Here is a 26049-nt window from a genome sequence, read left to right on the forward strand (position 1 = left end):
GTTCCACGTGCAACACTCGCACCGCCTGCACCACTAGCACCCGCCGCCGACCCGCTCGGCTGATCACAGGAGATCCATGTTCGACCGCAGTTCCGCCTTCGGAGACGTCATCGAGAGCCCCGCGGGTCGCACCGTCCTCGAGCAGTTCCTGCCCGGCATCGCCGCGTCGCCGATGGCCAAGCAGTTCCGCAGCATCCGTCTCGGGCAGCTGTCGGCGATCGTGCCGGAACTGCAAGACGACGCGGCGAAGGATCGTCTCTGGGCGGCGCTCGCACAGGTCGACGACGGTCCCGACGCCCGCGCACCCTACGGCGCCGCGATCGAGCCCGTTCCCGACTACGAGGGAGAGGACGTCCCGCGCGGCTCGGCGACCCTGACGGTTCCCGGCGACGTCCCGCAGTACGGCGTCGTGGAGATCCGGATGGACGGGCCGTCGCACGGCAACCCCTTCGTCGACGTCGAGCTGAGCGCGACCTTCACGAACGGTGCACGCGAGCTCACCGTCGGCGGGTTCTACGACGGCGACGGCCGGTACCTGGTGCGGCTGCTCGCCGAGGAGCAGGGCGAGTGGTCGTTCACCACGACCTCGACCGCACGATCGCTCGACGGCGTCTCGGGTACGTTCACCGTGTCGTCCGCGGCGACGGGCAGCCACGGCCCGGTGCGCGTCGACGGCTTCCACTTCGCCCACGCCGACGGCACCCGCCATCGCCCGCTCGGCACGACCGCCTACGCCTGGACGCACCAGCCCGAGGAGCTGCAAGAAGAGACCCTCCGCGCCCTCGAAGCCTCGCCGTTCACGAAGATCCGCATGTGCGTGTTCCCGAAGTCGTACCTCTACAACGCGAACGAGCCGGAGACGTTCCCCTTCGTCGGCTCGCTCGCCGACGGGTTCGACCACGAGCGCTTCGACCCGGCCTACTGGGCGAACCTCGAGCGGCGCATCACCCAGCTCGGCGCGCTCGGCATCGAAGCGGACCTCATCCTCTTCCACGCCTACGACCGCTGGGGCTTCGCGGACCTCGGTCCGGCCGTCGACGAACGGTACCTCCGCTACGCCGTCCGCCGGCTCGCCGCGTTCGCGAACGTGTGGTGGTCGATGGCGAACGAGTACGACCTGCTCTGGGCGAAGACGAACGACGACTGGGAGCGTCTCGCGGCGGTCGTCGGCGCGGAGGACCCGCACGGCCACCTCAACTCCATCCACAACTGCCAGGGGTTCTACGACTACACGAAGCCCTGGATCACGCACTGCAGCGTGCAGCGCGTCGACGTCTACCGGACCGCGGAGAACACCGACGCCTGGCGCGAGCAGTGGGGCAAGCCGATCGTCATCGACGAGTGCGCCTACGAGGGCGACATCGACCAGGGCTGGGGCAACATCACCGGCGAGGAGATGGTGCGACGGTTCTGGGAGGGTGCGATCCGCGGCGGCTACGTCGGCCACGGCGAGACCTACCTCAACGACCGGGAGGAGCTGTTCTGGTCGAAGGGCGGGCCGCTCATCGGTTCGAGTCCCGACCGCATCGCGTTCCTGGAGCGCATCTCGGCGGAGTCCCCGACGGGTGTCCTCGACCCGCTGCCCGGCGACTGGGACGTGCCGTGGGGCGGAGTCTCCGGCCGCTACGTCATCGGCTACTTCGGCTTCAACCGGCCGCGGTTCCGCAACGTCTTCCTCCCCGAGGGCGAGTTCCACGTCGACGTGCTCGACACCTGGAACATGACGGTCGAGACCCTCCCCGGCACGTACACCGGTACGGTCCGGGTCGACCTGCCCGGTCGCCAGTTCATGGCGGTCCGCCTCCGCCTCGTGGAGTAGCCGCCCCCGGCCGCCGGGCCCGGCTTGTCCGGTCACCGGGCCCACCCTTCCCGGGCACTGAGCCTGTCGAAGCGCCGAGCAACCTTCCCCGCTCGCTGGCCCACCGGCCACCGGTCACTGGGCCCACCCTCCCCCGGTCACTGAGCCTGTCGAAGTGCCGAGCAACCCTCCCCGCTGACTGGGCCCATCCGCCACCGGTCACTGGGCCCACCGCCACCGGTCACTGGGCCCACCGCCACCGGTCACTGGGCCACCCTCCCCGGTCACTGAGCCTGTCGAAGTGCCGAGCAACCCTCTCCGCGACCCCGCCTCCACACCGTTGACACGTTTGTTCGGACCCTTTACAGTTGTCGGGCATTGACGCAACCCCCGTTGCAACATGCGCAATCGCCCGACGACTGGAGAGCGGCCCATGGATCACGGCACCGGCACCATCCTCCCGGACGGCGTCCTCCGCGGAACCGCCCTCACCGCCCTGCTGCCCACCTGGGTGACGGGCGGCGGTGGCGACGCCGTCATCGACCGCCTCCGTGACGACGCCGTCGTCGACGAACTCGAACGGGCCTTCGCCGAGCCGCCGGTCGACGAGCGCGTCGACTGGTCCGCCGTGCGCATCGCGCAGGTGTCGCACCCCGACCTCCGCGAGCTCGTCGGCCGCAGCATCGCCGAGCTCGCCGCCGAGGCCGGCCAGTCGCCGCTCACCGTCGTCTCGGATACGCTGATCGCCGACCGCCTCACCACCCTCGTCGACCGCCCGTCCTGACCTCCACCATCCGGGACCGTTCTCAGGAGTCCTCCGGCGTGTCACCGGGTTCCCGGCCAGCCGCGCCGCAGATGTCCTGAGAACGGCCCATCCGCACTCGAGGAGAGAACCACCGATGCTTCCACTGCCCGTGTCCATCCAGCAGCACGACGGCGCCTTCACGCTGAGCGAGACGACCGGGCTCGGCGGTGACCGCCGCTTCACGGCCGCGACCCGCTGGTTGCGCGGGGTGCTGCAGACGTCGACCGGGTTCGACCTCGACGCACGGATCGACCTGCGGACCGACAGCATCGCGTTCATCCACGACGACACCGTCGCGGCCGGCGGCTACCGGCTCGTGGTGGACGCGGACGGTGTGCGCATCGTCGCCGCCGACGCCTCCGGCGCGTTCTCCGGTGCGGTGACCCTGACCCAGCTCCTCCCCCCGGCGGTCAACCGCCGTGCGCTCGTCCCCGGCGTCGACTGGACCGTCCCGGCGACGACCATCGACGACGCCCCGCGCTTCGGGTGGCGCGGCGTCATGCTCGACGTGGCACGCCACTTCCTCCCCACGTCCGACGTGCTGCGGTTCATCGACCTCGCCGCGCGCCACAAGCTCAGCGTCCTCCACTTCCACCTCACCGACGACCAGGGCTGGCGCATCCAGATCGACGCCTTCCCGAAGCTGACCGAGGTCGGCGGGTGGCGGACCGAGAGCCAGCGCGGCGCGGCGCGGCACGCTCCCGGCGACGGCCGCCCGCACGGCGGCTTCTACACGAAGGACGACCTGCGCGAGATCGTCGCCTACGCCGCTGAGCGGTCCATCACGGTCGTCCCCGAGATCGACCTGCCCGGCCATGCGCGAGCGATCATCGCCGCATACCCGGAGCTGGGCGTGCCGGATGTGGCGCAGGACGCGGACGAGCCGTCGGTGTGGACGCGGTGGGGGATCAACGAGGCGATCCTCGACATGGGTGAGGAGACGGTCGCGTTCTTCCGCACCGTGTTCGACGAGGTCATGGAGCTGTTCCCGTCGACCTTCATCGGCGTCGGTGGCGACGAGGCGAAGAAGACCCGCTGGGCGGCGAGCGCTCGAACGCAAGCCCTCATGGCCGAGCGTGGGCTCGACTCCGTCGAAGCGCTGCAGGCGTGGTTCATCCGCCAGCTCGAGGCGCACCTGTCCGCCGCTGGCCGACGCCTGTACGGCTGGGACGAGATCCTCGAGGGCGGCGGATTGCCGAAAGACGCGACCGTCGCCTCATGGCGCGGCGAGTTCGGTGCGGTCGCCGCCGCACGCCAGGGCTACGACGTCATCGCCTGCCCGGACGACCGCGTCTACCTCGACTACCGCGAGTCGGAGCTGCCGGGTGAGCCGATTCCGGTCGGCCCGCCGCTGACGGTCGCGGAGGTGTACACCTTCGAGCCGGTGCCGGCTGAGCTGACGGAGGCTCAGGCCGAGCACATCATCGGGGTGCAGGCGAACATCTGGACCGAGCACATGGACACCGCCCGCGTCATCGACTACCAGGGGTATCCGCGGCTGTGCGCCCTCGCCGAGGTCGCCTGGGTCGGCCGCGAGCGCGACCTCGCGGGCTTCGAGGCGCGGCTGCAGCAGCACCTCGCCCGCCTCGACGCCCTCGGGGTCGAGTACCGCCGCGCCACGGGTCCGTTCCCGTGGCAGGAGCGTCCCGACGCCGAAGGTCGGCCGTCCACCCGCGAGCAGCGGGCCGCCCTCGTCGCCGAACTCACGAAGGACATCCGCGCCTGACGCCGGCGGCGGGGCGTGGGCTGGCCGCCCGGTCGCTGAGCCCCACCCCGGCGCTGAGCCACCCACCCGGCCCCTGAGCCTCCCACCCGGTACCTGACCCTGAGCCTGTCGAAGGGCAGCCCCGCAAGATCCTCGTGGGCACTTCGACAAGCTCAGTGACCGGAGGAGGTCCACCGTCGCGCGCTTCGGCCCCTGAGCCTGTCGAAGGGCAGCCCCGCAAGCCCCCGCACGCACTTCGACAAGCTCAGTGACCGGAAGAGGTCCACCGTCGCGCGCACCGGTCCCTGAGCCTGTCGAAGGGAAGCCCCGCACGAGCCCCGTGTCCACTTCGACAAGCTCAGTGACCGGAGGAGGTCCACCGTCGCGCGCTTCGACCCCTGAGCCTGTCAAAGGGCGTCCGCCTCAGGTGACGAGCGCGTACTCGGTCCCCGAGCGCGTGCGTTCGACGAGCTGCGCGTCGACGAGGTACCGCCGGAGCACCGCGACGTCGTCGTGGAACGCGGACAACCGCTCGTTGATCTCGGCTTCGTCGACCACCTCGCCCGGCTGGAGCGCTGATACCGCGACGCGCTGTAACAGCGCCTGCCGTTCGTCGGGATTCGACGGGTACTGCACGATCCGACCGTCGACCAGGAAGCGGTCGACCCCTTCGCGCTTCGGCGGTGCGGCTGCCGCGAGGAGGTCCCGGAACACCCCGCCCGAGACGCGCCCGCCGTCGTCCAGCAGGCCCACCCGGGACAACGTCTGGACGCTCTGCTCGGCCCGTCGCACAGCACGCTGGGTGGCGCCGAGGTCGGGCTCCTGCCCGAGGACGAGTTGCGCGTACACCGTCCGGGCGTCGTCGTTCGCGAGGGCGGCGGCCAGTGCACGCCAGTCCGTCGTCGTCCGTTCCTTGTCCGACATGGCCCCTCCTCCTGCGGTCTACGACATCGTCCTCAACGGTACCCGCGTCGACCGGATCAGCCGATCACCCGTCCTGTCGCCGCGAGGCCGGGACGATGACGACGCTGCAGAGGTGGGTGCCCACCACCGACCATCGGCCGGCGAAGGTGCGCGGCGCGGTCGAACGTGCGGTCGGGCCGGCCGGCGGGACGACCCGCGCATCGAACGAGCCCCGATCCGGGTGGATCACCACCTCACACGCCGTGTAGTCGACCCATCGGCCGGTGAGCGGGTACCACGCCTTGAAGACGCTCTCCTTGACGCTCCACAACACTGCGCTCCACGCGACGGTCGGATGGCTCGAGGCGAGCCGTGTGAGCATGGACGCCTCATCCCCGCAGACGATCGTCGCCGCGACGGCTGGACGGATGGGCCGGTGCACCTCGACGTCGATCCCGATGGCGCTCACGACACCGACGTGACCGACGGCTGCGACCGTGAAACCCGGGCAGTGCGAGAGACTCCCGACGAAGCCGGTCGGCCAGACCGGTTGCCCGCCCTCCCCCGTGGGGATGTCCGTGGAGCGCTGGCCGAGCATTGCGAGTGCCGCCCCGGCGCAGTCGCGCGCCGAGCGGGATTCGGCGCTGCGACCAGCCGAGGTCGGACGGGCCCGGAACGGCCCGGGTGTGGTGCCGACGGACGCCGAGACGACGACCCCCGGCGGAACCTGCATCCGGAGCGCATCGACCACAGCGGCTGCGGATTCAGCCACCCGACCGACGCGGGGACGCCACGCGCGCCGCGGGGTCGGAGGCGGGGATGCCGACCCGGAACCAGGCGACGAGCTGCTCGTCCGGAGCGACCTGCCAGCGTTCGTCGAGCATGGCCCGGGTCTCCGGACAGTCGAGCGGCGCGCTCTGGGGATGCACGTACAGGCCGTGACGTTGAAAGCCGAGCCAGAGCCGGGTGAGCAGTCGCCCAGCGGCGAGTTCCTGCCGGGCCCCGGTGGGTCCGACGACACCGAGGACAGTGCCGGAGCCCTGGGTCGCGGAGGCCGACATCCTCGCCAACAACCCGGGCAGCCCGACGCCGCGAAGCGCGCGGAACACCCGCGGGCTGATCAGCGTCCGCAGGCCGGCTCGTTCGACCTTCGACAGCACGAGCATCGCGTCGTTGAGGCCGTCCTCGTCGTACCGCGGATGTCTTGGTGAAAGCCTGGTCCACTGATCGAGCTCGGCGACGATCGCCTGCTCGCCGAAGAACCACCGGTTGGCTCGCACGAGGATCGGGCGCGCGGCCCGTGTCGGCATGGAGACGAGCCGGAAGCCCATGCGCTCCGTCTCCACCGCGGCTTCCTGGAGGAGGTCGGGTCCGGGAGCGCCGTCCCGCCATCGCCCTCGCCAGACACGTCGCCCACGGACGTCCGCCGAGGAGAACCGCGTCTGGTAGCCCTCCGGGTGGCGCGAGAACCGGCCGACCTCCTCGGTCTCCGCGTCAGCGCCGGTCGAGGCCTCGAAGCCCAGTCCGACACCGGCCGACGCCGCGCAGATGAGGAGCGACTCGACGAACGCCCCGAACGACAGCATCGTGTCGCGTCCTCGCGGATCGCTCGCGCCGAGGGTGCGAGTGCGATCCCGGCGGAGGACGAGTTCGTCGCCCTGACGGTCCACGCCCCACGGCTGCGTGTTGTGGGCGTTCGCCGCGCGAGCCGCCTCGGACACGAGCGCCGAGAGGTCGTGATCGGCCGAGAGGTCGTGATCGGCCGACAGGCCGCTGAACCGCGCGTCCATTCAGCCCTCCGTGATCCCGATGCGGCGGTGGATCGCCGCGAGCCACCGCGGCGCCCACCAGTTGTATCGTCCGGCGGCGCGCATGAAGACCGGGACGAGCACGCCGCGGATCAGGATGGCGTCGATGAGGATCGCGATGCCGGTTCCGATGCCGAGCATCTTGATGATCGACACCCCGGAGGTCGCCATGGCGAAGAACGACACCGCGAGGATCGCCGCAGCGGCCGTGATGATCGGGCCGCTCGCGCCGAGACCGCTCCGCACCGCCTCCGCGAGATCGCCCGTGGCACGGAACCGTTCCTGGATCCGCGCGAGGAGGAACACCTCGTAGTCCATCGAGAGCCCGAAGGCGATGCAGAACAGCAGGATCGGGATCGAGATGGCGATGGGCGACGGGGTGAAGCCGAGCACGTCCGACAGGTTGCCGTCCTGGAAGAGGAACACGATGACGCCCAGGATGCCGACCAGCCCGACCACGTTCAGCACCAGCGCCTTGATCGGGAGCAGCACGCTCCCCGTGAACAGGAAGAGGATGATCAGCGTCATGAGCGCGATGGCAGCGGCGGCGAACGGCAGACGCGCCGAGATGGAGTCACCGATGTCGATCATCTGCGCCGCGAGGCCACCGACCAGGACGATCGAGCCGGCTCCCGGGTCCACCGCGCGGACGTCGCGGACGAGCTCCGAGCCCTCGGGCGAGTACGGGACGACGTCGGTCGCGACCTGCAGCCAGAGCGCCGAACCGTCGCGGAAGTGCTGCTCAGTCCGCGCGTCGGCCGGGACGACGAGGCGTCCGTCGACGAAGCTGCCGAGGGACGTCGTGACGGCCTCGACGCCCGTGATCGAGGAGAGTTCGGTGGCGTACTCGTCGAGCTCTCGGTCCGTCCCCGCCCAGTCCTCGGTGACGACGGAGACGGCGTCCGCCTCGGCGACGTCGAAGTCGGACCGCATGATGTCCGCCACGACACGACTCTCGGCGTCGGCGGGGAGCACCCGTTCGTCGGGTACCCCGAACTCCGCGTGCGTGAACGGCGCGGCCATGGCGATAAGCAGCGCGATCACGGGCACCGCCAACCACGGACGGCGATACGCGTGGTCGCCCACCCGGTACCAGAACCGGCCCTCGGCCCCGGCCGGGCGGCGGGAGCGCAGACGGCCCCAGTCGATCCGGCGACCCAGGAGGGTGAGGGCGGCGGGCAGCAGGACGACCGCGCCCACCACGGAGCAGGCCACGATGACGAGTCCCGCGATGGCGAACGAGCGCAGGAAGTACTGGTCGAACAGCATCAGCGTGGCGAGCGCCGCGGCGACGACGACGCCGCTGAACACGATGGTCCGGCCGGTCGTCCGCCGAGCGATCCGCAACGCCTCCTCGTCGGTGGCTCCACCCGAGCGTTCGTCCCGATAGCGGGTGAGGAACAGCAGGCAGTAGTCGATGGCGAGCCCGAGGCCCAATGCGGTGACGAGGTTGACCGCGAACAGGGAGACCGAGGTGAGCTGCGCGACCACGTTCAGCAGGCCGAGGGAACCGAGGATCGTGACGCCCGCGACGCCGACGGGCAGCAGCGCGGCCACCACTCCGCGGAATGCGAAGAACAGCAGCACGAGGGTGATCGGGATGGCGATCGTCTCCGCGACGATGATGTCCGTCTTGACCTGCGCGTTCAGGTCGTCGTTGATCCCCGCGATGCCGCCGAACCGGACCGTGGCCGACGTCACCTCCTCGGTGATCGTCCCGCGGAGCGCGGTGGTCGCGCGCTGCACGGTGTCCTCGTCTCCGGCGAGCGCCACGAGCACGACGCCGCGGTCGGTGTCGCTCCGCAGCTGCTCCGAGTCGGCGTAGGAGCCGGTGACGCTGGCACCGTCCACCTCGTCCACAGCGCCGACGATGTCGTCGAGCGCCTCCCTGCCGGCGGCGCTGTCGAGTCCGTCGGAGACGTCCACGACGAGGACGAGTTTCGGGTCGCTGCCGGGGAACCGGTCGGCGAGCACGTCCGCTGCAGCCACGGAGTCGGACTGCGGGTCGTCGAACCCGCCCGTCTTGAGGTTGTCGAGGACGTCGGCCCCCGCGATGCCCGCCACGATCGCGAACACCAGGCCGATCAGGAGCGTGATCACCGCCCGCCGTCTGGGTGTCGTTCTGGAGTGGTTCGTCATGCGGATACCTCGATGTCGTGGGTGATGCGGTTGAGTTCGGATGCCGTGATGTCCACGACCCGCTGGATCTGCTCGGCGGTGTGCTCCGCGGTGATGAAGAAGCGGAGGCGTGCCTGGTCGTCCGGCACGGCCGGGTACAGGATCGGGTTGACGCTGAAGCCGTGGTCGAAGAGCGCCGTCGCCAGGGCGAGTGCCCGTTCCGAGCTGCCGACGATGCACGGCACGACGGGCGAGTCGGCACTGTCGCCGATGTCGATGCCGGCGGCCCGGGCCGTCTCGCGGAAGCGGTCGGCGTTCTGCCGCAGGCGGCTGAGGCGCTCGGGCTCGTCGCGCATGAGCCGGAGGGCGGCGAGCGACGCGGCCGCGTTCGCCGGGGTGATGCCGACGCTGTAGACGAACCCGGGCACGGAGTACTTGAGGTAGTCGATCGCGGCGGCGGTGCCACCGACGTAGCCGCCGCATCCGGCGAGGGACTTCGACATCGTGCCGCACCAGAGGTCGATGTCCGAGCGGTCGACACCGAAGTGCTCGCCGACCCCGCCGCCGTTGGCGCCGACCGTTCCGATACTGTGCGCTTCGTCGACGAGCACCAGTGCGCCGTGCCGCCGCTTCAGCTCGATGAGCTGCGGGAGCGGTACGAGGTCGCCGTCCATGCTGTAGACGCCCTCCACGACGATGAGGACTCGGCGGAACCCGCCGCGGATCGCGCTGAGGAGCTCGTCGAGCGCGTTCAGGTCGTTGTGCGGGAAGGACCGCCGGGTGGCTCCGGAGAGCTTCGCCCCCTGGATGATGCTGTCGTGCGCGAGGCTGTCGTGGACGATGAGGTCGCCCGGTTCCACCAGGTGGCCGATGACGCTCACGTTCGTCGCGTGGCCGCTCACCAGGGTGAGCGCGGACTCCACCTGGAGGAGGTCGGCGAGCTCCTGCTCGAGCTCGGCATGGATCGGGCGCTCACCGGACAGGAACCGGCTGGCGGACACCGAGCTGCCGTATCGGGCCACGGCGTCGGCGATCGTCTCGGCGACCACGGGGTGGCCGGTGACACCGAGGTAGTTGTAACTCGAGAAGCTCACCAGCTGGGCGTCGCCGATCGTCGTCGTCGCGTCGATGATCCCCTCATGGAGCAGGAAGTAGGGGTTGCGGTCCGTCTGCTGCCGGCGTTCCCGCATGGCGACCGCCTCCGGGAAGCACTCGATGCGGGCGTCGGCCTCGGTCCATCGGGTCGGGCGGTCGACCGGCGCCGGGGAAGCGGCTGCCACCGGTTTCGTCTCGACCCGCGGGAGCCCGTGCTGCGGCTCCTCGGCGAACGGGTGCAGCAGGGAGCCGACGCCGTCCAGCAGCTGCTCCACGGTGGGCCGTCCGGCGAAGCGCTCGCCGAGCTGCGCCGGGGTCGGCAACGAAGGCCACTCCGTGTGCAGCTGGGTGATCAGCTCACGCATCATCAGCGAATCGAATCCCAGCTGCTCGACGAGGTGCATGTCGGGCCGGATCAGGTCCAGCGGGAACCCGCTGATGCGCGACACCATGCCGAGGATGACCGCGTCGGATTCGGCACGATGCGACCGGGAGGCTGCGAGGCCCATCCGTGCGACCACCTCCGCCTGCGGCGAGCCGGGTTCCGTTGACCAACGGAACGGATCCGTCGACGCGGGCGCACATCCGGCCTGCCCGGAACCCTCGATGAGGCTCAGCTGGCGGTGCATGAGGGCGAGCAGTCCGGGCAGGTGGTCGGCCTGGGCGTCGGCGGCTCGCGGCTGGATCGACGGTCCTGCCGACGGTCGTCCGGCGAGGGGGGAGGACGGCAGATCGCGGGGGTTGTGGTGCATGGAGTGGGGATCCTGTTCGACGGGGGAGGGTGGTCGGTGCGGCTCGGATGTGGGTTCTCGGGGTGTGGTCGTCGGGTCGGTGGCGTCCGGTCGGACGACCCAGTACGGCTCGGTCGGGAGCGGCGCGATCGGCAGCGCCACACCCGCGGTGTCTGGTGGGACGAGCGATGCCAGGTCGAGGTCGGCGCCCAGCACCGTCAGCCGACCGAGCAGTCGGAGGAAGGTCGACGCGTCGTCCGGCGCCGACGCGCTGCTCGGGATGACGTGCACGTCGGGCGCATCGCCCAGGGAACGTCGGATGGACCCGAGCAGTGCCGAACCCCCACCGATCTGGACGTAGACGCCGACGCCGGATGCGGACGCCGACTCGATCGCCTCGCGGAACCGCACCGTGGAGAAGACGTTCTCCTCGAGCTGACGGCCCAGCTCCTCGCTCGTCTCCACCGTGCGGCCCGTCACGGTGGAGACGAGCTGCAGCTGCGGCGCACGAGGTCGGAACCGCGAGAGGTCCGCGACGAGGGCCGGCCGGATCGGCTCGAGCAGGGGCGAGTGGAACCCGGTGGCGACGCGCAGTGGTTGTGTCGACACCCCGTGCTCGACGCACCGTTCCGCAACGGTGCGCAGGGCCTCGCCGGTTCCACTCACCACCGTCTGCCGGGGATCGTTGGCGGCCGCGATCCACGCGTCGTCGATGCCGCTGAGGAGCGCTGCGGCCCGCTCGGCGTCGCAGCCGAGGGCCGTCATGCCGTCGCCGTGTCGCGTCGCAGCCGATCGCATGTGGTGTCCGCGGACCGCGGCGAGCCGCACGGCGTCGGGCGCATCGAGCACGCCGGCTGTCGCCAGGGCGGGAAGCTCGCCGACGCTGTGCCCGATGACGAGGTCGGGCTCCACGCCGATCTCGCGCAACAGCGCCACGGCGGCGAGCGCCGTCACCGCGAGCGCGGGTTGGCAGACCTCGGTGGACGTCAGACGGTCGATTCCGGAGGGGGTGTCGGCGTCGGCCGCGGAGAGCGCCGCGAGCACATCGACCCCGGTCTCGTCGAGCACCTGCTCGTTCAAGGTCTCGGCCACTGCTCGGAAGGCGGGGAATCGATCGAGGAGGTCCGACTGCATCCGCGGTGTCTGGCTGCCCTGCCCGGGGAAGACGAAGGCGATCCGCCGGGCGGCCTCGTCGACACGGACCCCGGTGCAGACGTCCGCGGAGATCGCCCCGGTGGCTCCGCTAGCGAGCTGCTCCACGGCGGCCGACAGCCCGGAGATCAGCTCGGCGGCGGTGCGGCACACCACCGCCAGACGGGTGCTCGCGAGCGACCGGGAGCTCAGGGTCCGTGCGAGGCCGGCGATGGACGGCGCGTCGGCGGCCTCGAGGACGGCGAGGACCGCACGGAGGTGCTCGCCGAGCAGCGTGGGGTCGGCGGCCGAGAACACGAGCAGGTGCGGGAGCGTTTCGTCGGCCGGTCCCTCGGCGGCACGCCGACGGACTCGACCTGCTCGCGCCGGCGGTGATTCGAGCACGACGTGAGCGTTGGTGCCGCCGAACCCGAACGAGCTGACGCCGATCAGGCCCAGAGCGTCGTCGCCCGGATCGATGGTGCGGGAGGCGAGCGCCAGGCGGCCGTCTCGGAGGGCCTCGGTGTGCGCCTCCGAACGCAGGCGGGGCTGCCCGGGGACGACCCGATGCCTCGCCATGAGTGCCGCTTTGACGATGCTGGCGATCCCGGCCGCCGCCATCGTGTGCCCCACGAGCGCCTTCACCGCCGTGACCGTGGCGGTCCGGCGCGGCGATGCCCCGAGACGACGCAGCGCCGCCAGCGATTCCAGCTCGGTGCGGTCACCCACCGGGGTGGCCGTGCCGTGCGCCTCGACGACGCCCAGGTCGGCGGGGTCGGCAGCGGCGTCCTCGTAGGCCCGGCGGAGTGCTGCCAGCTGTCCATCCGTCGTCGGCGTCATCGGCCCTTCGGCCCGGCCGTCGTTGGACACCCCGGAGCCGCGGATGACCGCGTAGACGTCGTCGTGGTCGTCGATGGCGGCCTCGAGCGGTTTGACGACGATCATGCCGACGCCCTCGCCGAGGAGGAATCCGTCGGCATCGCCGTCGAACGGTCGGCACACCCCGCTCCGTGACAGCGCACCGATCCGGGAGAAGGCGACCATCGCATCCGGGACGAGACTCAGGTTGACACCGCCGACGAGCGCCGCCGAGCACTGCCCGGACCGGATGGCGGCGATCGCCTGGTGGAGCGCGACGAGGCTGCTGGAGCACGCGGCGTCGACCGCGAAGCTCGGGCCGCCGAGGTCGAGCGTGCTGCTCACCAGCGCCGGCCCCATGTTCGGCAGGCATCCCGGCATCGAGAACGCGTGGAACGGGCGCACACCGGCGACGCGCGCGCCCATCGCCGCCGTGAGGTCGGGGCCGGCGTGTTCCGCGTGGACCGAGTCGTCGCCGAGGAGCTGCGCCCGGATGCGGAGCGAGGAGAGTTCGCGGTAGTCGTTCGCCGCCATCCCGACGAAGACGCCGATGGACGACCGGTCGATGCGACGACGTTCGAACCCGGCGTCGATCCAGGCGGCTCGCGCTGCCTCGAGGAGCAGGCGATGTTGCGGGTCCATCGCGTGCGCGCGACTGGGTGGGATGCGGAAGTGCCGCGCGGCGAACTGCTCGACGCCGTCGATGAAGGACCCCTGGTCGGAGTAGGCGTGATGCACCGCTCGTGGGTCGTGGGGCGCGAAGAAGGTGGCGTGATCCCATCTCGAGCGGGGGACGGCGGAGCCGGTGCGTCGGGCCGCCAGGATGTTGCGCCAGTACTGGTGGGCGTCTGCCGCGCCACCGAAGCGGGCGGACAGGCCGACGATGGCGAGTGGTCGAACGGGCACGACGAGAGAACCTCCGAGGGTGTTGATCGCGGATGGAACGAGGGGGCAGGTCGGCATGTCGACGACTCCGAGCGGAGTGGGTCGAGGTCCAGGGGCCGCCTCGCGGTGAGGAGAGCCGGCCCGTGGGCACGCCACAGCTCGACTGTAGTCATCTGAAACATCAGTTTGGATGCTCGTTCAGAATCTGTGGATAACTCGCGAGACAGCGCAACCCCCAGCCGGTGCGGAGGGTCGGCTGGAACACTGGCGATATGACGACCATCACGCTGACCAAGGGCCTCACCGCCTACCGCGCCGACCCGCCGAAGGGCGTCGAGCTCCGCGGCGGGCTCGTGCTCATCCACGAGATCTGGGGCCTCGTCCCACACATCACCGACGTCGCCGACCGGTTCGCCGCGGAGGGGTACCTCGTCATCGCACCCGACATCCTGAGTGGCGCCGGCGTCACGCCCGAGATCGGTGCGGAGCTGGAGAGCCTCGTCTTCAACAGCGACGAGGCGACGAGGACCGCGGCACAGCCGAAGCTGCGCGAGAAGCTCTCGGCCTCGAAGTCGCCCGAGTACGCCGAGGAGGCGCTCGGGTACCTGGGGAAGGCCGTCGACGCCCTGTTCGACGAGGAGGGGATCGACGGCCGCGTCGCCGTCGTCGGCTTCTGCTTCGGTGGTGGCTACAGCTTCGCGCTCGCCGCGGCCGACCGCCGCATCCGTGCCGCTGTCCCGTTCTACGGCTACCCGCCGGAGCCCGAGGCCGTGACGAGCATCGCCTGCCCCGTCCTCGCGTTCTACGGCGACCAGGACGAGGGCCTCATGCAGAGCCTGCCCGAGCTGACCACGACGATGGAGGACGCGCGTGTCGAGTTTACCGCGACCGTCTACCCCGACGCCGGTCACGCCTTCTTCAACGACACCAACACGATCACCTACCGTGAGGACGCTGCCGCCGACGCCTGGGTGAAGACGCTCGCGTTCCTCGACACCTCACTCGGCAACGCCTAGCCCGAGCGATCCGCATCCGTTCGCCCATTCTTGGGCGAAGAAACGCCCGCTCGCCCAAGAACGGGCGAGCGGGCGTTTGTGTGAAGCGGCGGAGGCCTACGCGCCCTTGAGGCGGGTGGCGAGGTAGGCGTACAGCTCGTCGATGGCGACACGCTCCTGCTGCATGCTGTCGCGGTCGCGGACCGTCACGGCGTTGTCCTCGAGCGAGTCGAAGTCGACGGTCACGCAGTACGGGGTGCCGATCTCGTCCTGACGACGGTAGCGGCGGCCGATCGCACCCGAGTCGTCGAAGTCGATGTTCCACGAGCCGCGCAGCTCGTCGCCGATCTGGCGGGCGAGCGGCGACAGCGCCTCGTTGCGGGACAGCGGCAGCACGGCGACCTTGACGGGCGCGAGACGCGGGTCGAGGTGCAGCACGGTGCGCTTCTCGATCTTGCCCTTGGCGTTCGGCGGCAGCTCCTGCTCCTCGTACGCGTCGACGAGGAAGGCCATGAGCGCACGGGTCAGACCGAACGACGGCTCGATGACGTACGGCATGTACCGCTCGTTCTTGGCCTGATCGAAGTAGCTGAGGTCCTTGCCGGACTGCTCGGCGTGCACCTTGAGGTCGTAGTCGGTGCGGTTCGCGACGCCCATGAGCTCGCCCCACTCGCTGCCGGCGAAGCCGAACTTGTACTCGATGTCGACGGTGCGCTTCGAGTAGTGCGCCAGCTTCTCCTGCGGGTGCTCGAACCAACGGATGTTGTCGGGCGTCATGCCGAGGTCGATGAACCAGGCCCAGCAGAGGTCCATCCAGGTCTGCTGCCACTCGTCGTCCGTGCCGGGCTCGACGAAGAACTCGATCTCCATCTGCTCGAACTCGCGGGTGCGGAAGATGAAGTTACCGGGCGTGATCTCGTTGCGGAACGCCTTGCCGATCTGGCCGATGCCGAACGGCGGCTTCTTGCGGGCCGTCTGCAGCACGTTCGCGAAGTTCGTGAAGATGCCCTGCGCGGTCTCGGGACGCAGGTAGTGGAGACCAGACTCGTCGTCGACGACGCCGAGGAAGGTCTTCAGGAGGCCGGACATCTGGCGGATCTCGGTCCACTGGCCGATCTTCGAGGGGTGCTCGGGGTCGGGGATGTCGGCGAGGCCGTTCTCCGGCGGGTGGCCGTGCTCGGCCTCGTACGCCTCGAACAGGTGGTCGGCACGGTACCGCTTGTGGGTGATGAGCGATTCGGTGAGCGGGTCGCTGAAGACCTTGACGTGACCGGACGCCTCCCAGACCGGGGTGGGCAGGATGACGGCGGAGTCGAGACCGACCATGTCGCCGCGGCCACGGACGAACGCGTTCCACCACTGGCGCTTGATGTTCTCCTTGAGCTCGACACCCAGGGGCCCGTAATCCCACGCAGACCGCGTACCGCCGTAGATGTCTCCCGACGGGAAGACGAAGCCGCGGTGCTGGGCCAGGGTGATGACGGACTCGAGATGGGACTGCTCTGCCATGGGTGTGGATCCTCCGTGCCGCTTGCCACGCGGCGGTACCTTCCGGTGCTGACGCCTGGCTGGCGCCCGCTCCCGGAACCCCTCAATCCTATGGGCGAGCCCGTGAGGACGCCCAACGGCCCTTGTCCCGCTCGGGGCGGCCGCTTAGCCTGACAACCATCGCGGTACGCAGGATGGAGCATCGATGGACTGGCTGTGGAACCTCGACGTCATCGACGGTCCACTCGTCTGGGTGCTCGACGGGCTCAGCATCGCCGGCCTGCTGTACCTCGTCATCCGTCGGTCCGGGTTGCTGTGGTACCTGAGCGCCGCCATCGCCCTCCTGGCCGGCGCGCTCCTCGCCCTGGGGACGGTGTGGCTGGTCTTCGACGTGCTCAACCTCTTCGGCGGGCCGTTGATCCGCTCCGCGGAGCCCTGGTTGATCGGCGTCTTCGCCGGCATCGCGCTCGCCGTCCTGACGATCTGCTGGCGCGTCTCATGGCAGCGGCGCGTCATCGCCGTCGCGTGCATCCTCGTCTTCGGCGCGACCGCGGCGCTGGGCGTCAACGGCGCGTACGGTGTCCAGACCACCCTCGGGTCGATGTTCCACGTCCAGAACCGCAAGCCGATCACCCTCGTGACGCCGACGAGCACGCCCACCGGCGATCCGGCCCGTCCGCTGTACGAGACGTGGAAGCCGCCGGCCGATCTGCCGAAGACAGGCAGGTTCGGCCCGCTTCCCACCGGCGACCGGATCCCGAACACGAACTCCGGGTTCAACGCCCGCCCGGCGCAGGTCTACTACCCACCCGCTGCACTCGTGAAGGATCCCCCGGCGCTCCCGTTCGTCCTCATGATGATGGGACAACCGGGTGACCCCGACGCGAAGTGGATCGGCGAGGCGCTCGACGCGATCGCCGCCGACAACCAGGGGCTCGCCCCCATCGCGCTCGTCGTGGACCAGCTCGGCGACCCCTCCGTGGATCCGCTGTGCATCGACGGGCGGTACGGGAAGGTGGAGACCTACGTCACGCAGGACGTCCTCCCCTGGGCGAAGGCGAACCTGCACATCCTCCAGTCGCCGAAGGATTGGACGGTCGCCGGATACTCGGCCGGCGGCAGCTGTGCGATCTACTACGGAGCCAAGTACCCGCAGACCTTCGGCAACGTCGTCAGCGTCTCGGGTGAGGAGTATCCCGGAGCCGGCCTCCCTGCGGACAACCTGCGCGTGATGTTCAACGGCGACCAGAACGCGTACGACGCGATCAAACCGGCGACCATCATGGCGAAGACGACGTACGCCGACACGGAGGCGTTCTTCTCCGCCGGGACGGCGGACGCGGCCTACACCGACATGATGCGGCGCGCCGCAGCCACCGCGACGGCGGCCGGCTGGAAGGTCCAGACCTTCGCGATACCGGGTGGCGACCACGGCGCCAGCTCGCTCACGGGCGGGCTGGACCAGACGCTCCGTGCGCTCTACCCGCGGATCGGTCTCCAACGACCGTGACGGGGCTCTGCCACCCCGGCTTCCACTCCATCGTGGGCTGTGGAGAACTTCGGCGGCGATCTGAACCGATTGGTTATGGTCGATGCCCATGACCACCCAGCTCCCGCCGATGCCACAGCCCCTCCTCGTCCAGATCGGCAACATCAGGGTCACTGAGGACGTGATCATGACCCCCGCCGGCACGTGGCCACTCGCGGACGTCAACGTGACGTCGAGCGATCAGACCTCGACGACCACCCACACCCCGGCGTGGGCCATCGTGCTGGTCATCGTGTTGATCTGGTTCTTCTTCCTCAGCCTGCTGTTCCTGTTCGCGAAGGAGAGGCGCGTCTCGGGGTTCGTCTCCGTGAACGTCCAGGCCGGCCCGTACACCTACACCGAGCAGGTCCCGATCTCGACCGACTTCGCCCGACACGACACCATGAACCGCGTCGGCTACACCCAATCACTGATCGGACAGGCAAGGCACCGGGCGATCGCGAACCGAGCGGCGGAGTCCTCCCGGCGCCCTGAGGTGCGGTGACCAGTCGGTCGAGGGCCGCTCACGCGACGAGATGACTCATTCGGGTGGCGGCGCGAGGGACGCACCCTCGAGGAAGGCGCCCATGACGAGTTCGTGACGCAGCTCGCCGAGGGTGCCGTCGAGACGGCCGATGAGGGTCTCGACGCCCATCCGGCCGAGTTGGGCGGCGGGCAGCAACGTGACGGCGAGTGCCGGGTCGGCCGCTTCCGACACCTCTCGTGTGGAGGCGACGAGGACGACGGACAGGTCGTCGGGGACCGAGACGCCGCGCCTGCCGAGCTCGCTCACGAAACCGAGGGCCGCCCGATCGTTGAGCACGAGGACGGCGGTGACCTCGGGCGCCTCTTGCTGGAGGGTCGCCGCGATCGCGCGACCACCGGCCGGATCGGGAGTGCACTGGAGCGTCCGAGCGCGGAGCCCACGGGCCGCGCACACGGCGTGGAAGGTCTCCTGCACGCGGACCACCGGGCCGTAACCGTCGAGATCGGCCCGTTCGACCTCCTCGAGCAGGGCGAACTCCCGATGACCGAGGGCCTGCAGGCGGTCGATGGACAACTCGACCATCCCCTCGAAGTCGACGTCGACGTAGTCGAGACCGGAGGGGTCGCGCGTCCGACCGATGAGCGTCAGTGGCGTCCCGGCCGCGAGCAGACGGTCGACCCGATGGTCGTCGAGCCGCACCTCCATGAGGATGACGCCGTCGATGAGGCCATCGGAGGTGAACTCGCGAAGCGCCTCGGGGTCGCTCGGCTCCGGCCAGAGGACGACGGTGTACCCGAGCTCGGCCGCAGCCTCCGCAGCACCGGTGAAGAAGCGGGCCGCGTTGTCGGACAGTCGATGCTGGAGCACCGGGAACAGCAGTGCGATGATCCGGGTCCGACGGCTCGCGAGCGCGCGGGCGACCGCGTTCCGGCGGAAGTCCAGTTCGACCATCGCCGACTCCACCCGCAGTCGGGTGGCCGGGGACACCGGCTTCGAATCGTTGACGACGAACGACACCGTGGCGACCGAGACCCCTGCGAGTCGCGCGACGTCACGCATCGTTGCCATGGATCCCCGTTCAGGTGCGGTGCTGTCCGGTCAGTCTCTCACGGATCACGATTCGGTAAACCGGTTAAATTGCTTCTTGACGACTCCGGCGACGCGGTGCATGCTGGTTCCCGAAGCGCGCAGTAAACCGGTTAACTTTTCGGCCTGCGCGATCCGACCTCGACCGGCGAAGGAGCCGTGCTGATGCCTGTACCGACCACGGACGACAACCGGTCCGAGCAGCCACTGCGCGTCGCGATCGTCGGGTACAGCTTCATGGGCACCATCCACGCGCAGGCCTGGACCACCGCTCCCCGCTTCTTCGACCTCGGCCGCCGGGTCGACCTCGTCGCAGTCAGCGGTCGCGATGCCGACGCCGCCCGCGCGTTCGCCGACCGGTTCGGGATCGCCGACGTCGAGACCGACTGGCGAGCGCTCCTCACCCGTGGCGACATCGACGTGATCGACATCTGCACCCCGGGCCACCTCCACGCCGAGATCGCGATCGCCGCGCTCGACGCCGGTATCCACGTCCTGTGCGAGAAGCCGCTCGCGAACACGCTCGAGGAGGCCGAGCGGATGAACGCCGCGGCCGAGCGGGCGGCGGCGCGCGGCGTGCACGCGATGGTCGGCTTCAGCTACCGACGCACCCCCGCGCTCGCCTATGCACGACGGCTCGTCACCGACGGCCGCCTCGGGACGATCCGACACATCCGGGCCCAGTACCTGCAGGACTGGATCGCGGATCCCACCTTCCCGCTCGTCTGGCGACTCGACGCCGACCAGGCCGGCTCCGGTGCGCTCGGCGACCTCGGCGCCCACATCATCGATCTCGCACGGTTCGTCACCGGGCAGGAGCTGACCGGCGTGAGTGCCCTGACCTCGACCTTCGTCACCGAGCGGCCGCTCCCCACCTCGTCGAGCGGCCTCAGCGCCACCGCGGGCGACGATCCTGAGGATGGCGACGCGGCGGAATCCCTCACCGGCCGGGTGACCGTCGACGACGCGGTCGTGTTCATCGCCCGCACCGACGGCGGCGCCCTGGCGACCTTCGAGGCCACCCGCTTCGCCACCGGCCGCAAGAACGCGATGCGGCTCGAGGTCGACGGATCCGACGGATCGCTGGTCTTCGACTTCGAGCGCATGAACGAGCTGCAGTTCCACGACCACACGCTCCCGGCCGAGGAAGCGGGCTTCCGGCGCATCCTCGTCACCGAACCCGGTCACCCGTACGCGGACGCCTGGTGGCCGGCCGGGCACGGCCTCGGCTACGAGCACACCTTCGTCCACGAGGTCGCCGACCTCGCCCGTGACCTCGCCGCCGGCCGGGCGCCCGAACCGGGCTTCGCCGACGGCCTGATGGTGCAGCGCGTGCTCACCGCGGTCTCGGCGAGCGCCGACGCAGGCGCCGCTTGGATCCCACTCGACCACTGACCGAACCACCCACCGCACCACGATCACCACCGCATCACGAACACCACTCACCAGGCAAAGGAGCCATGACATGAGATCCACGACCACCCGCGACACCCGGCCTCGCATCATCCGTCGGCCGCACGTGCTCGGATCGCTCGCGATCCTCGCGATCACCCCGTTCGCCCTCACCGCGTGCAGCGGTGGCGGTGGCGCGGCGGCCGGAGGCGACGCCGGCACCCTCACGATCCTCGACTACTACAACAACGAACCCGACAAGACCCTCGTGGGCGACGCCCTCGACCGGTGCGCGGACGACGTCGGCGTGAAGATCAAGCGCGAGACCGTCCCCGGCAAGGACCTCATCCAGAAGGTGCTCCAGCAGTCGTCGTCCAAGACGCTGCCCGACGTCCTCATGCTCGACAACCCGGACGTCCAGGAGATCGCCGCGACCGGCGGACTCTCGCCACTCAGCGACTACGGCGTCGACACCTCGGGCTTCGCGAAGGGCATCCTCGACGCGGCGAGCTACGAGGGCGAGGTCTACGGCCTGGCGCCGACGGTCAACACCCTCGGCCTCTTCTACAACGAGGATCTCCTCGCCGCGAAGGGCATCACCCCGCCGACCACGTGGGACGAACTCAAGACGGCCGCCGCTGCACTGACCGAGGGCGACACCTACGGGCTGGCCTTCAGCTCCATCGCCACCTACGAGGGCAGCTGGCAGTTCCTGCCGTTCATGTGGACCAACGGCGGCGACGAGGCCGACCTCACGACGCCCGCCGTCGCCGAGGCGCTCCAGCTGCAGGTCGACCTCGTGAACTCGGGGTCGGCGTCGAAGAGCGTCATCAATTGGTCGCAGGCCGACGTGAACGACCAGTTCATGGCCGGCAAGGCCGCGATGATGATCAACGGCCCGTGGCAGATCCCGGCCCTCAGCGCCGACACGAACCTCAAGTACGGCAGCGTCCAGGTTCCGGTCAACAAGGCCGGCCAGACGCCCGTCGCCCCGCTCGGCGGCGAGGTCTGGACCGTCCCCGTGACCGGCGACAAGGACAAGCAGGCGAAGGCGGCGAAGTTCGTCGAGTGCATCTCGAGCGACGAGAACCAGCTCGCCCTCGCCGAGGCCCGCTTCACCGTCCCGACGAAGACGGCCCTGGCCGAGCAGTACGTCGCGAAGGTCCCCGAGATGGCCGCGTTCACGGAGCAGGTCGCCAACGCCCGCTCGCGCACCGGCGAGCTCGGCGAGGAGTGGCCCGAGGCCGCGACCGAGATCTACACCGCCATCCAGCTCGCCCTGACCGGGCAGGCGACGCCTGAAGAGGCGTTCAAGCAGGCGGCCGCGGGCTGATCCCGATGAGCAGCGGCATCGCCGGAGCATCGCTCCAGGACCGGAAGACCGACCAGCGGTCCAGCGGCACCGGCGGGGGCGCGCCGACCAAGCGCACCCCCGCCGGGGCCGGCCGCCGGTCCCGACGCTTCCGCCGGGAAGACCTGATCAAGCTCGGCTTCGTCCTCCCCGCAGCGCTCTACATCGTCCTCTTCTTCGGCTACCCGGTCGTCAAGAACGTCACGATGAGCTTCCAGGAGTACACGACGAAGACGTTCTTCACGGGCGAGGCTCCGTGGGTCGGGTTCGCGAACTACGTGACCGTGTTCAGTTCCCAGCTGTTCACGCCGGCACTGCTCAACACGGCATTGTTCACGGTGGGGTCGATCGCCGGGCAGTTCGTGATCGGGCTCGCGCTCGCCGTCTTCTTCAAGCGACGCTTCCCCCTGAGCTCGTTCCTCCGCGCGATGCTGCTGCTCCCCTGGCTGCTCCCCCTGATCGTGTCGAGTGCCACCTGGCGGTCGATCCTCGACCAGGACAGCGGCGTCCTGAACGCCGCCCTCGGATCCATCGGCCTGTCGGGCGTCCCGTGGCTGACGAGCCCGTCGGTGGCCCTGTTCGCGGTCGTCCTCGTCAACATCTGGATCGGCATCCCGTTCAACGTCACGATCCTCTATGGCGGCCTCCAGGACATCCCCGACGAGCTCTACGAGGCGGGAGCGCTCGACGGCGCGACCGGCTGGAAGGCGTTCCGCCACATCACCTGGCCGAACCTCAGGCCCGTGGTCAGCGTCGTGCTCGTGCTCGGCGTCGTCTACACGATCAAGGTGCTCGACATCATCCTCGGCCTCACGAACGGCGGGCCGGCGAACGCCACCCAGACCCTCGCGGTGCGGTCGTATCAGGAGTCGTTCGTCAACTTCGAGTTCGGTGTCGGTGCGGCCTTCAGCAACATCCTCATCGTCATCTCGCTCCTCTTCGCCATCGTCTACCTGCGCGTGAACCGACGCGCGGTCGACGAGTAAGGACACGGACCCTCATGACCACGACCAGCATCGTGACCGGCGGCCGGCAGACGCGCCGCTTCGCACCGGTCGGCCCGCGTCGACACCGCGGCGACCGACGCCACCTCGGCTCCACCGTCCTCGGCATCCTCATCCTCGCGATCATGCTCTTCCCCGTCTACTGGATGGTGAACGCGTCCCTGCAACCCTCCGGAAACACGCTCACGGGGGACTTCTTCCCGGTGAACCCGAGCTTCGCCGGGTACGAGAAGGCGATCGCCGACCAGGGCGGGCACCTCGTCACGAGCCTCGTCATCTCGCTCGGCACCGTCGTCCTGACCCTCGCGATCGCGGCCCCAGCGGCCTACGCCCTCGCGCAGTTCAGGTTCCGGTGGATCAGCATCGCCCTCCTCGTGATCCTGATCGCCCAGATGATCCCGGGCATCGTGATCGCGAACGCCCTCTATTCGGCGTACAACGACCTCGGCCTGCTCAACTCGATCCCCGGGCTGATCCTCGCCGACGCCTCGCACGCCATCCCGTTCGCGATCCTCATCCTGCGGGCGTCGATGCAGACCATCCCGCCGTCGATCGTGGAGGCGGCACGGGTCGACGGCGCGGGGCACGTGCGGGCCTTCGTCTCGATCGTCCTCCCGGTGAGCCGCAACGTGCTCATCACCGCCGGCCTGTTCGCCTTCCTCTTCTCCTGGAGCGACTTCCTGTTCGCCCTGACGCTGACGACGACGGAGGACGTCCGGCCAGTGACGCTCGGCATCTACCAGTACCTCGGCTCGCAGGTCTCGAACTGGAGCGCGGTGATGGCGACCGCCGTCCTCTCGTCCCTGCCCGCGATCCTGCTGCTCGTCATCGCCCAGCGGTTCATCGCCGCGGGCGCGACAGGCGGCGCCGTGAAGTGACCGACGACCTCTCCGACACCCTCTCCGACCACGCAACGCATCCTCGAAGGAGCACCACCATGTCCGACAGCAGCACCCCCATCCGCGTCCTCGTCTGGGGCGAGAACCGCCACGAGCAGATCGAGGAGAAGGTCCGCGCCATCTACCCGGATGGCATGCACACGACCATCAAGGAGGGCATCGAGGAGCACCTCGGCGCCGACGCCGTGGTCACCACGACCACGCTCGACGAACCGGAGCACGGGCTCACCGAGGAGGTGCTCGCCGCGACCGACGTGCTCGTCTGGTGGGGCCACGCGGCTCACGGCGAGGTCGCCGACGAGGTCGTCGAGCGCGTGCACCAGCACGTGCTCGCCGGTATGGGCCTGCTCGTGCTGCACTCCGGCCACTGGTCGAAGATCTTCGGCAAGCTCATGGGCACCTCGTGCACGCTCCGGTGGCGGTCGGAGGAGGACCGCGAGATCGTCTGGACCGTCGACCCCACCCACCCGATCGCCCAGGGGATCCCGCACCCGTTCATCATCCCGGCGCAGGAGATGTACGGCGAGTTCTTCGACGTCCCCGCGCCCGACGAGCTCGTCTTCCTGTCGACCTTCACCGGTGGCGAGGTCTTCCGTTCCGGCATGACCTACAAGCGCGGCTTCGGCAAGATCTTCTTCTTCTCCCCCGGCGACCAGGATTACCCGGTCTACCACCACGAGCACGTCCGTCGCGTCCTCGCGAACGGCGTCCGGTGGGCGCGGACGCTGCGTCCGGAACGCGCGGTGCCGGTCCTGCTGCGGTACGAGACCGAGGACTTCTACAACGGCCGCGGGTACGAAGGGGCGCTCGCGCGATGAGTGCTCCTGTCGACGGTGGCTTCGCGACGGTCGCGGACACCACCAGGCCGGTCCGGCTCGTGCTCGTCGGTGCGGGTGGGATGGGACGGGCGTGGTTGCGGACGATCCTCGCGAACCCGGACACGGAACTCGTCGGCGTCGTCGACCTCGACACGGCCCTCGCCGAGTCGGCGGTGACCGACGCCGGGCTCCGGGTGGGCCCCGAGGGTGTCGTCGTCGGCACCAGCGTGTCGGTCGTCGCCGAGGCGACGGGGGCGGATGCGGTCGTCAACGTCACCGTGCCCGCCGCGCACCACCCGGTGAACACCGAGGCGCTCTTCGCCGGGTTGCCGGTGCTCTGCGAGAAGCCGATCGCGCCGACGGTGGCGCAGGCCCTCTCGTTGGCGGCGACGGCGGAGGCCAGCGGGCAGCTGCTCATGACGAGCCAGTCGCGTCGCTACTACGCGTCGATCGCCGCCTTCCGGGAGCAGGTCGCGACGCTCGGTCGGCTCGGGTCCGCGACGACCGAGTTCTTCAAGGCACCGCACTTCGGTGGCTTCCGCGAGGAGATGCCGCACGTGCTGCTCGTCGACATGGCGATCCATGCCTTCGACGCCGCCCGCTACGTCCTCGGCAGCGACCCGATCGCCGTGTACTGCGAGGAGTACAACCCGGGGTGGAGCTGGTTCTCCGCCGACGCCGCCGCGACCGCGATCTTCGAGTTCGCCGGAGGAGTCCGCTACACCTACAGCGGCAGCTGGTGTGCGGACGGCGTGGAGACCTCGTGGAACGGCAGCTGGCGGGTGAACGGCGAGCACGGTACGGCCGTCTGGGACGGCGACTCCGCTCCGCAGCGGCAGCTCGCGCCGCAGGGCGGATCTCCGTCGGCGGTCGAGACCGCTGAGCTCGAGCCGGACGTGCCGGAGGAGATCGCTGGCTCGCTCGTCGAGTTCGTGGATGCCCTGCGCACGGGGCGTGTCCCGTCGGGTGAGGTGCACGCCAACGTGCTGAGCCTCGCGATGGTGGAGGCCGCCGTGCGGTCCGCCGAGTCCGGCGAGCGCGTGGTCATCGCCGACGTGCTCGCCCAGGCGCACACGCGGGCGATCGAGGCCGAGCCTCGCGACGACGTCCGGGCCACGCTCGTCGCCTCTCGCTGAGGTGCGCCGGATCGTCGCCCGCGCACCC

At 70.0% G+C, this 26049-nt stretch carries 19 protein-coding genes; 12 read left to right on the top strand and 7 right to left on the bottom strand.

Translation table 11 applies throughout. The features are described from left to right. Positions 1–76: 76 nt before the first annotated feature. The 3 genes from IFT89_RS07110 to IFT89_RS07120 all read left to right on the top strand — a co-directional run bounded on the left by IFT89_RS07110 (position 77) and on the right by IFT89_RS07120 (position 4329). Complete coding sequence (locus IFT89_RS07110; protein ID WP_202938589.1) at positions 77–1819, top strand: DUF5605 domain-containing protein; 1743 nt, start codon at positions 77–79, stop codon at positions 1817–1819. 412 nt (positions 1820–2231) lie between these two features. Then, on the top strand, positions 2232–2582 hold the full coding sequence (locus IFT89_RS07115; RefSeq protein WP_137242783.1) for a hypothetical protein: 351 nt from the start codon (positions 2232–2234) through the stop codon (positions 2580–2582). A 115-nt stretch (positions 2583–2697) separates the two neighbouring features. Then, a complete protein-coding gene (locus IFT89_RS07120) occupies positions 2698–4329 on the top strand; it encodes a beta-N-acetylhexosaminidase (RefSeq protein ID WP_202938590.1) in 1632 nt (543 codons plus the stop codon). Between the two features lie 402 nt (positions 4330–4731). Here IFT89_RS07120 and IFT89_RS07125 read toward each other — a convergent pair whose 3' ends face one another. From IFT89_RS07125 to IFT89_RS07145, 5 genes are all read right to left on the bottom strand, one after another. Next, positions 4732–5232, bottom strand: coding sequence for a DUF2087 domain-containing protein (locus IFT89_RS07125; RefSeq protein WP_202938591.1), 501 nt, complete (start codon positions 5230–5232; stop codon positions 4732–4734). A gap of 64 nt (positions 5233–5296) precedes the next feature. Next, positions 5297–5944 (bottom strand): 4'-phosphopantetheinyl transferase family protein, encoded by a 648-nt coding sequence (locus IFT89_RS07130; protein WP_202938592.1) that lies wholly within the window; start codon positions 5942–5944, stop codon positions 5297–5299. 31 nt (positions 5945–5975) lie between these two features. Continuing rightward, on the bottom strand, positions 5976–7001 hold the full coding sequence (locus tag IFT89_RS07135) for a hypothetical protein (RefSeq protein WP_191940048.1): 1026 nt from the start codon (positions 6999–7001) through the stop codon (positions 5976–5978). Beyond that, a complete protein-coding gene (locus tag IFT89_RS07140; RefSeq protein ID WP_202938593.1) occupies positions 7002–9119 on the bottom strand; it encodes an MMPL family transporter in 2118 nt (705 codons plus the stop codon). A gap of 35 nt (positions 9120–9154) precedes the next feature. Beyond that, positions 9155–13858 (bottom strand): type I polyketide synthase, encoded by a 4704-nt coding sequence (locus IFT89_RS07145; protein WP_202938594.1) that lies wholly within the window; start codon positions 13856–13858, stop codon positions 9155–9157. A gap of 251 nt (positions 13859–14109) precedes the next feature. Here IFT89_RS07145 and IFT89_RS07150 point away from each other — a divergent pair, with 251 nt between their 5' ends. Beyond that, entirely contained in the window at positions 14110–14853 is a 744-nt protein-coding gene (locus tag IFT89_RS07150; RefSeq protein ID WP_085511333.1) for a dienelactone hydrolase family protein, read from the top strand. 96 nt (positions 14854–14949) lie between these two features. On the opposite strand, the gene IFT89_RS07155 is transcribed toward IFT89_RS07150, so the two are convergent. Next, positions 14950–16341: a glycine--tRNA ligase gene (locus IFT89_RS07155; RefSeq protein WP_137242790.1), complete on the bottom strand. Its 1392-nt coding sequence runs from the start codon at positions 16339–16341 to the stop codon at positions 14950–14952. A 184-nt stretch (positions 16342–16525) separates the two neighbouring features. Between IFT89_RS07155 and IFT89_RS07160 the strand changes: the two genes are divergently transcribed. Together IFT89_RS07160 and IFT89_RS07165 are read left to right on the top strand one after the other, a co-directional pair. Further along, entirely contained in the window at positions 16526–17830 is a 1305-nt protein-coding gene (locus IFT89_RS07160; RefSeq protein WP_137242791.1) for an alpha/beta hydrolase, read from the top strand. A gap of 88 nt (positions 17831–17918) precedes the next feature. Further along, entirely contained in the window at positions 17919–18353 is a 435-nt protein-coding gene (locus tag IFT89_RS07165) for a hypothetical protein (RefSeq protein ID WP_202938595.1), read from the top strand. A gap of 36 nt (positions 18354–18389) precedes the next feature. Here IFT89_RS07165 and IFT89_RS07170 read toward each other — a convergent pair whose 3' ends face one another. Continuing rightward, the gene (locus IFT89_RS07170) at positions 18390–19403 is read right to left on the bottom strand and encodes a LacI family DNA-binding transcriptional regulator (RefSeq protein ID WP_244650644.1); all 1014 of its coding nucleotides are present in this window, start codon (positions 19401–19403) and stop codon (positions 18390–18392) included. 183 nt (positions 19404–19586) lie between these two features. Here IFT89_RS07170 and IFT89_RS07175 point away from each other — a divergent pair, with 183 nt between their 5' ends. From IFT89_RS07175 to IFT89_RS07200, 6 genes are all read left to right on the top strand, one after another. Then, positions 19587–20816 (top strand): Gfo/Idh/MocA family protein, encoded by a 1230-nt coding sequence (locus tag IFT89_RS07175; protein ID WP_194643071.1) that lies wholly within the window; start codon positions 19587–19589, stop codon positions 20814–20816. A 70-nt stretch (positions 20817–20886) separates the two neighbouring features. Continuing rightward, positions 20887–22146, top strand: coding sequence for a sugar ABC transporter substrate-binding protein (locus tag IFT89_RS07180; RefSeq protein ID WP_082916064.1), 1260 nt, complete (start codon positions 20887–20889; stop codon positions 22144–22146). A 5-nt stretch (positions 22147–22151) separates the two neighbouring features. Further along, positions 22152–23150 (top strand): carbohydrate ABC transporter permease, encoded by a 999-nt coding sequence (locus IFT89_RS07185; RefSeq protein ID WP_191940042.1) that lies wholly within the window; start codon positions 22152–22154, stop codon positions 23148–23150. 14 nt (positions 23151–23164) lie between these two features. Next, complete coding sequence (locus IFT89_RS07190) at positions 23165–24046, top strand: carbohydrate ABC transporter permease (RefSeq protein WP_137242794.1); 882 nt, start codon at positions 23165–23167, stop codon at positions 24044–24046. A 59-nt stretch (positions 24047–24105) separates the two neighbouring features. Then, positions 24106–24885 carry a ThuA domain-containing protein gene (locus IFT89_RS07195; RefSeq protein ID WP_202938596.1) on the top strand — a complete coding sequence of 260 codons (780 nt, stop codon included), beginning with the start codon at positions 24106–24108 and terminating at the stop codon, positions 24883–24885. Next, positions 24882–26021, top strand: a complete 1140-nt coding sequence (locus IFT89_RS07200; RefSeq protein ID WP_202938597.1) for a Gfo/Idh/MocA family protein — start codon at positions 24882–24884, stop codon at positions 26019–26021. The genes IFT89_RS07195 and IFT89_RS07200 overlap by 4 nt, the downstream gene beginning before the upstream one ends. The last annotated feature ends 28 nt before the right edge of the window (positions 26022–26049 follow it).

The sequence above is a fragment of the Plantibacter sp. CFBP 13570 genome (assembly GCF_014841395.1).
Lineage (GTDB): Bacteria > Actinomycetota > Actinomycetes > Actinomycetales > Microbacteriaceae > Plantibacter > Plantibacter auratus.